We start from the raw sequence: 5,116 nt of genomic DNA, 5'->3' as shown, positions 1-5,116 counted from the left end.
TTTTAAAATAAATATTAGTACTGCATTTAGTTTGCCCATACAATGCGCAAAAATAGCTTGCGCATGCTTAATAAGTTCACGTTTTTTCTGCAATTTTTTATTGTTCAAGTAGACTATAAATAATGTGCGCTTTTAAATTTTAAGGTTTTAAGATGATTGAGTATCCGGTAGACCAACTTCCACAGCTCATAAATGATTTATTGCAATGCGATACAACAGAACGCAAAAATAAATTATTAGCAGATGCGCAGTTAACGCTTTCAACAGAGCACCTGTCATTACTTTTTGAGGCGATACCAAAAGAGCAACGACTTGAAATTTGGCAGTTGCTTGATGAAGACACGCAACACGAAATTTTTGTTAATTTAAGTGAAGATAGTTGTTTGTGGTTGCTACAAACGCTAGAAGACACTGAGGCTTTTAAACTTCTTGATGAAGTTAATGTAGAAGAGCTACTGGAACTTGAAGAAGTTATACCAGAGCGATTTGTTGAGTATGCAAAAAAGCAACTCGATGAAGCGCAAACCAAACAATATGATTTAGCGCAGCAATACCCGCCAGAGCAATTAGGTCACTGGTTAGGTTTTGACTTTTTAAAAGTATCGGAGAAGCTAACAGCCGGTGGTGCTAAAAAATTGCTACACAAAGGTTTACCGCAATACAGTGAAGTTATTTATTTAGTAAGCCGCAAGGGTAGTTTAATAGGTGAGGTTGCGGTAAATGATTTAATAAAAGCCAGCGACACCGATAACTTAATGACATTGGCAAATCATGACTTTTCATCGCTCCATGCTGATGATGATTTATATGAAGCGGCAGAAGTGGTGATCCACAGTGAAAAAATGGCACTGCCAGTGGTTAATGTTGATAACAAATTACTTGGGCGATTAACCATTGCCTCTGCTTATGAATTACGACAAGAAATTGCTGATGAAGCAGCCGCTAAAGCCGGTGGTTTACGTGAAGACGAAGACCTGTTCGCAAGTGTGCGAAAAAGTGCTAAAAACCGTGGCATATGGTTAGGTATTAATTTAGCTACTGCCTTTTTAGCGTCGTGGTTTATCGGTTTATTTGGCGCAACGATAGAACAAGTTGTAGCACTAGCGGTATTAATGCCAGTGGTCGCTTCTATGGGGGGAATTGCAGGTAGTCAAACATTAACCGTTATTGTGCGAGGTTTAGCGCTTGGACAGGTTACAGATTCAAACCGTAATGCGTTGCTTAAAAAAGAGCTGCGTGTTGGCGCTGTAAATGGCTTGGTATGGGCGTTTGTAATCGGCCTACTTACCTTTTTATGGTTTAACGACTTAATGCTTAGTATTACGATTACGGTAGCCATATTATTGAATTTAGTGGCCGCGTCACTAGCAGGTGTTGTTATTCCGTCTATTTTAGACAAAATGAAAATTGATCCTGCGTTATCTGGTTCGGTAATTTTAACTACCGTTACCGATATTGTTGGGTTTGTTACCTTTTTAGGTTTAGGCAGTTTATTGCTTTTATAAGCCTTATACCAATTCGCTTAATTAAGTGAATTGGTATTACTAACAGGAAAATACAATGACCTTTGAAGTCATGATTTGGTGTGCAATTGCTTTGTGTATTTCACAATCGGCAATATTTTCGGGCTTAAACTTAGCGTTTTTTTCACTAAGTAGGCTTCAGCTTGAAATGGAAAGTGCAAAAGGGAACGAGGCGGCCATAAAAGTCATGGCCCTTCGAAACGACTCTAATTTTTTATTGTCGACTATTTTGTGGGGTAACGTAGGTATTAACGTACTACTTACACTACTTTCTGATTCGGTATTAATGGGCGCAAGTTCGTTTTTATTCTCAACTATCGCAATTACTATTATTGGTGAAATAACACCACAGGCTTATTTTTCGCGTAATGCGTTAAAAATGGCGAGCCTACTTTCGCCGTTAATTAAGTTTTATCAGATTCTGTTTTATATAGTTGCTAAGCCAACTGCTTTAATTCTCGATGCATGGTTAGGCAAAGAGGGGATTACGTACTTTGCTGAAAGTGAGCTCAGGGGTATTATTCGCAAACACATAGAGGCTGAAGAAGCTGATGTTCAACACGTTGAGGGAATAGGCGCGCTTAACTTTTTTAGCTTAGATGAAATAAGCGTAACCAAAGAGGGTGAGGTAATTGATCCAGACTCTATTATTGCTTTGCCTACTAAGCTTGATTTGCCTATTTTCCCAGACCTTACATTAACGACTGATAATGAGTTTTTACGCAAACTACATAAGTCAGGTTATAACTGGGTGATCATTACCAATGAAGACGGTTGGCCTTTATTAGTGGTAGATGCTGACGGCTTTTTAAGATCAGCGTTATTTGAGCCAGATACGTTTGACCCTTATCATTATTGTCACAGACCTATAATTGTTGCTGATGAAGCGATGCGTTTGAGTGAAGTGATTTTAAAAATACGAGCTAATCATTCTTTAGATAAATCGTTTGATGGGGCAATTGATCACGATGTGGTATTAGTGTGGAGCGATGTGAAACGCATTATTACCGGCGCTGATATATTTGGTCGGTTGCTCAAAGGTATGAGTGCACCAAAACTCGAACTGCATGAAAATACAGAGAATAAAAAGCCGCTGTAAAGCGGCTTTTTTGTATTTAGTTGGATGGAGCTTTACGCCCAACCTTCGTAGCGCTTACGACGTGACAGCACTATCGTTAATATAATACCTAAAAACAGGCCTAAAAACGCAATAGCACCACCGTAAGTAAGTAGCTGGCGTTTCTCTTTTGAGCTAGCAGCTTCTTTTTGAGTGCGCTCTTGCTCTAGCGTTGTTTTAAGCTTAGTAATTTGAGCAGATAACTGCAGATTTTGATCTGTTAAAGTTTGGTTTTGTTCTTGTAGCTGTGGAAGTTCTATTTGAGCTTGACGTAGCTTTTCTTGCATAGTGCTCATTTCGCTACTTAGTGTTTTGTACTGTTGGTGTAAGCCCGCTGTTTTAGTAATAAACTTAGTTTCTATCCAGCCTTCGCGGTCTTTATCATCTTTAATTTTTATAAAGCCGTTTTCTTCATTTGATAACAAGGTTAACTTTGTTCCAGCATCTACAGAGCCGAGTAGTCGATAATTTTTACTCGCCCCAGAGCGCATAAAAGTGTATAGATTATCGATAATATAAGCGGTGTTTGCATTCGTTGAATTTGCAGGTTGTGTTTCTTGTGCATAACTCATGAATGTGGTGGCTGTTAAAAGTAGCCCTAATAAACAATGTTTTAGCATTTATCTACCTTGTTGATCTAACTGCGTCCGTTATGAACGTGATTTTTATTTCACATAAGTAGTTAGATAGTATGGATTAAATAGATCAATAGCAAGACTGATATTGTAACCCAGTACGGTAACGCAGGAGTAGTTATCGAGTCCACTAGGTTACAAGCCTCACGCTATGATTAAATTGCTCCTAGATAGAACGAAATTTAATCCACAAAGGTCATCAGGCCCTAAAATAAGGTTAAAAAATTTGCATTGTTAAGGCGCTTTGTTTATTTTGAGCACTTATTTATTTTAAAGGTAATCCGCAAACCGAATGGATACTGAGATAGAACTGAAATTTTTGGTATCAGATGCCGTTATTCCACTGATCCCCTCGTTAATTACTCAATTTGCAAAAACGGTGAAGAATAAACCGTCTCGCAGCTTACAAAATGCATACTACGATACGCCAAGCAGAGAGCTTAGAGCGCTTGATATAGGCTTTCGAACGCGTTGTTCTGACAGCGAATGCGAGCAAACTATAAAGCTTGCAGGTGAAGTGGTAGGTGGTTTACACCAACGTCCAGAGTACAATTTACCAATTGAATCAAGCCGCCCTAATTTAATGGCGTTTGATGCTGATATTTGGCCTCATGGCATGCAAATAAGCGCCATCTCAAAAAACTTGTATCCAATATTTAGTACTAACTTCATTCGTCGTACTTGGTTAATTGAAACCGAAAGTGGCGCTAAAATTGAAGTCGTACTCGATAAAGGTGAAATTGCGGCTTCGGGTAAAATTGAAATTATTAGCGAGCTAGAAATTGAGCTAGTTGAGGGCAGTCGTAATGAGCTGTTTGCATTTGCAGATATACTAGTTAGCCAAAACTGCATACGCTTAGGTTTGTATTCTAAGGCCGCGCGTGGTTATCGACTTGCTGATGAAAAACCTTTAATGCCAAGCAAATCTATTGGTTTTGTACAATTACCAAAGTCGACTACTCAAGAGCGTGCTTTAGTTGAAGCCATGAACTTTGGCATTCGCTTTGTACAAAAGCACGAGCAATGCTATTTCGATAAGCCAAGTTTAAAAACACTTAAACGCGTAACTGACGGCATCAGTTTAATCCGCCATACTTTTTGGCTATACGACGATATAGTATCTAAAGAAAGTACAGAGCACTTACGTACCGAACTTAAATGGTTATTAAGTGAATTAGCGTGGGTAGAAAACGCGATTCAATTAAAAACGTACACGTCTAAACGCCATGCTTTTTATAAAAAAATTAATGCGGCGCCAGCACTTGCTCAAGTCATTGGAGACTTAAAAGAGTTACAGCCAAGCATTGACGATATAAATGCACTGTTTCACAGCGCACGTTATAATCGTTTATTACTATCGTTAACTACCTGGTTAATCGATAAGCAATGGCGTAAAGACTGGGGGCAAGCAGAGCTTCAAGCGGCTGAGCAAAATGTGTCGTCTATTGCCAATAGGCTTTTCAATAAAGACTGGAAAAACCTGCACGAGTTGCTTCCAAAGGAGCAAACACTCGATGTCGCTTCGTATTTAAACCTACGAACTCAGCTTGAAAATAGCCTACTGAGCGGTAACTGTTTAGGATCGTTATTTGATAAAGAAGAACGCCTAGAGTTTAGATTGCCTTGGCTTGATATTTCTCATGGTATTTATGAATTAAGTACGCTTGAGTATTTAAAGCAATTATGTGCAGGGCAAGAGGACGAACAGCTTGCTAAAATCCAGTCATGGCTTGAACAAAAGTCTGAATATTTGGTCAGTGCCATGGAGCAAAGTCGCCTTGCTTCACTTGACATAGAACCTTACTGGCAAAAATAAATGATGCGCTTTTGTAATAAAATTC

4 protein-coding genes are annotated in these 5,116 nt (G+C 38.9%); 3 read left to right on the top strand and 1 reads right to left on the bottom strand.

Annotated features, from left to right (window positions below):
• The first annotated feature begins 152 nt into the window (after window positions 1-152).
• Both H5072_RS11405 and H5072_RS11400 read left to right on the top strand, forming a co-directional pair.
• Window positions 153-1,505: a magnesium transporter gene (locus H5072_RS11405; RefSeq protein ID WP_165724231.1), complete on the top strand. Its 1,353-nt coding sequence runs from the start codon at window positions 153-155 to the stop codon at window positions 1,503-1,505.
• Between the two features lie 55 nt (window positions 1,506-1,560).
• Window positions 1,561-2,622, top strand: coding sequence for a DUF21 domain-containing protein (locus H5072_RS11400; protein WP_024598984.1), 1,062 nt, complete (start codon window positions 1,561-1,563; stop codon window positions 2,620-2,622).
• A 32-nt stretch (window positions 2,623-2,654) separates the two neighbouring features.
• Here H5072_RS11400 and H5072_RS11395 read toward each other — a convergent pair whose 3' ends face one another.
• A complete protein-coding gene (locus tag H5072_RS11395) occupies window positions 2,655-3,260 on the bottom strand; it encodes a TIGR04211 family SH3 domain-containing protein (RefSeq protein WP_182693584.1) in 606 nt (201 codons plus the stop codon).
• A 307-nt stretch (window positions 3,261-3,567) separates the two neighbouring features.
• Between H5072_RS11395 and H5072_RS11390 the strand changes: the two genes are divergently transcribed.
• Window positions 3,568-5,091: a CYTH and CHAD domain-containing protein gene (locus tag H5072_RS11390; RefSeq protein ID WP_024596277.1), complete on the top strand. Its 1,524-nt coding sequence runs from the start codon at window positions 3,568-3,570 to the stop codon at window positions 5,089-5,091.
• Window positions 5,092-5,116: the final 25 nt, after the last annotated feature.

Source organism: Pseudoalteromonas sp. SR45-5 (assembly GCF_014163565.1).
Taxonomy (GTDB): domain Bacteria; phylum Pseudomonadota; class Gammaproteobacteria; order Enterobacterales; family Alteromonadaceae; genus Pseudoalteromonas; species Pseudoalteromonas distincta.
This window is presented reverse-complemented; position numbering and strand designations above follow the sequence as displayed.